The sequence below is a fragment of the Dactylosporangium sp. NPDC005572 genome (assembly GCF_040605515.1).
GTDB lineage: Bacteria > Actinomycetota > Actinomycetes > Mycobacteriales > Micromonosporaceae > Dactylosporangium.
Genome location: NZ_JBEXCY010000007.1, coordinates 35,338 through 37,927, shown reverse-complemented (window position 1 = coordinate 37,927; position 2,590 = coordinate 35,338). Strand labels below are relative to the sequence as shown.

General features: G+C 76.0%; 1 protein-coding gene and 1 pseudogene. One reads left to right on the top strand and one right to left on the bottom strand.

Translation table 11 applies throughout. From position 1 onward, the window contains the following. Window positions 1-1,287: pseudogene (locus tag ABZS66_RS05590) on the bottom strand (5-methyltetrahydropteroyltriglutamate--homocysteine S-methyltransferase); the annotation flags it as partial. A gap of 85 nt (window positions 1,288-1,372) precedes the next feature. Here ABZS66_RS05590 and ABZS66_RS05585 point away from each other — a divergent pair. Further along, window positions 1,373-2,332 carry a LysR family transcriptional regulator gene (locus tag ABZS66_RS05585; protein ID WP_354755457.1) on the top strand — a complete coding sequence of 320 codons (960 nt, stop codon included), beginning with the start codon at window positions 1,373-1,375 and terminating at the stop codon, window positions 2,330-2,332. Window positions 2,333-2,590: the final 258 nt, after the last annotated feature.

The following is a 2,590-nucleotide window of genomic DNA, read 5'->3' as shown; positions in this document are numbered from 1 at the left end:
CGTCCGCCGCTCCCCAGAGGCGTGCCGCTCGGCGGGCGCTCGCCCGCCCCCGCCCGCCCGCCGCTCCGGCGGCACCTCGCCGGCCCCGGCAGCGCCCGGCGCGGTCGCGCCGCGGGCCGGGAGCTCGTCGAGCGCCTGCCCGTCCTCACGCGCCCGGCGCTCGAGCAGGTCGACCCGCAGGTTGTGCACGCCCGACGGCGCCCCCGAAGCCGGGACCACCGGGACGGGCCCCGGCTTCGGCCCGAGCCAGGCCAGCTCGACCACCTCCGCGACCTTCTCCTCCGCGAACGCCAGCCGCCCCGGCAGCACTTCCTCCCCCCGCAGCGAGTACGGCACGTGCAGCAACGAGCACGACGTGCTCACACTCGTGGCGTTCGCCCCGGCGAGCAGCGCCCGCGCCGAGTCCAGGTCCGTCCGCCACACCTCCCGCCCGGAGACGACACCGCCCACGACGGTCTTGCCCTGCAACAGGTCCACGTTCGCCGGCACCCCGTGCGTCAGGTCCAGCGCGACCGCCTCCACGGCCGTCACCGCGAGCGCCGGCAGCCCGTCGGCGATGTCCCCGAAGTACGACGCCACCAGCAGCCGCGGCCGCCGCGCGTGCCCCGCCAGCCGCCGGTACGCGTGCCGGACCGCCGGCGACCCACCGTCGGTGACCAACACCGGCTCGTCGAACTGCACCCAGCCCACCCCCGCGTCGGCGAGCGCGGACAGCAGCCGCACGTACACATCCAGCAGGTCGTCCAGCCGATCGATCGGCGCGTACCCGGCGGGACTGCCGGGCGCCGCCTGCGCCAGCCGCAGGAACGTCACCGGCCCCACGACGACCGGCCGGGTCTCGTACCCCAGCTCCCGCGCCTCCCGCACCTCGCCCAGCGGCTTGTCGGCCACCAGCCGGAACCGCGTCTTCGGCCCGATCTCCGGCACGAGGTAGTGGTAGTTCGTGTCGAACCACTTCGTCATCCGCAGCGGCGCCACCCCGTCGCCTCCGCGCGCCATCGCGAAGTACGGATCGGCACACTCCCGGAAGCGCTCCGGCACCGCGTCGACGAGCACAGCCGTGTCGAGCACCTGGTCGTACTCCGAGAACGTGTTCGACGGCAGCCCGTCCAGCCCGAGCTGCGCCAGCCGCCGCCAGGTGTCCGCGCGCAGCGCCCGCCCGACGCGGTCGAGCTCGGCGCGACCCAGGCGCCCGTCCCAGTACCCCTCCAGCGCGTGCTTCAGCTCACGGTCGGGCCCGATGCGCGGGTACCCGAGCACGGTCGAAGCAGGAAAGTCATCAGTCACGCCCCGCATCCTGGGTCTCGCACCCCCTCCCGCGCCCGATCGATAAGCGGCACCAATAGCCGCCGTCGTGCCCGATACTCGGCTCATGGTCGACGCCCCGCCGCTACGCGACATCGCGTGCTTCGCGCTGGTGGCCCGCCACCGGTCGTTCTCCCGGGCGGCCGCCGGGCTGGGCATGTCGCAGCCGGCGGTCAGCCAGGCGGTGGCCCGCCTGGAGCGCACGCTGGCCCTCCGGCTCTTCGACCGCACCAGCCGCGACGTCCAGCTCACGGACGCCGGCCGCGCCCTGCTGCATCACGCCGAGGCCGTGCTCGACCAGGCCGCCGCGTTCACGGCCGAGGCCGCCCGCCTCGCGGTGCCGTCGACGCCGGGCATTCGGCTCGCTTATGCCCCGCTGGTCGGCGGCTTCGCCGCCCGCGTCGCCCGCCGTCTGGCGGCCCGCAAACCGGCGGTCGACGTCGAGCTCCGCCCGGCCGGCTGGCAGGCGGCCACCCACGAGCTGACCCACAGCCTGTCCTCGGCTGCATTGATGAACACCCCGTTCCCCGCCGGCTGCGCGAGCTCCGCCCGCTTCCACGTCCCACTGACCCACCTGGCCGTACCGTCCGCCGACCCGCTGTCCTCCGCCGCCCGCGTCGCCCTCGCCCAGGTGCCGAGCCTGCTGCTGCCCCGAGGCCTCCGCCCCGCCCCCACAGCCCCGGCCGACCGCCCGGCCGACCGCTCGACGGACCAGTCGGCATACCGATCGATGGACCGATCGGCAACCAGGTCTGCGGCAGCCAGGTCTGCGGCGACCGGTCCGCTGCGGCTCGCGCCGGAAGCGGTCGACGACCCACTGGCGGCGATCGACCTGGTGGCGGCCGGGCGCGGCGCCCTGCCGGTGCCGCAGCTGGTCGTCGACACCGTCCGCCGTCCTGATGTCCGGTTCGTGCCGCTGGTCGACACCGGCCTCCGTCTGACGTTCGGGCTCGTATGGCCGCCCGAGCGACCGAGCGAGGACCTGATGGCGCTGGTCCAGGCCGCGCAGGAGGTGCTGCGCAGATAGCCGGACCGATGCCCCGCCGACCCGCCCGCTCGGCGCGGGGCGTCGGCGCGGGTCCGCCACACAGCGGCCGGCTGCGCCCGGGCGTCGGACCCGGCCGTCGGCCCCGGGGCCGTGGCCTCCCGGCTGTGGCCCCACCTGTGGCCTCCGTGACCATGGACTCCCGGCTGTGGCCTCCGCGGCTGTGGCACCCGCCCTTCGGACCCCGCCCTTCGGACCCCGCCCTTCGGACCCCGCCCTTCGGACCCCGCCCTTCGGACC

Coding starts and splice junctions, on each gene's coding strand:
- ABZS66_RS05585 (WP_354755457.1), top strand. CDS start 1,373: ATGGTCGACGCCCCGCCGCTACGCGACATCGCGTGCTTCGCGCTGGTG.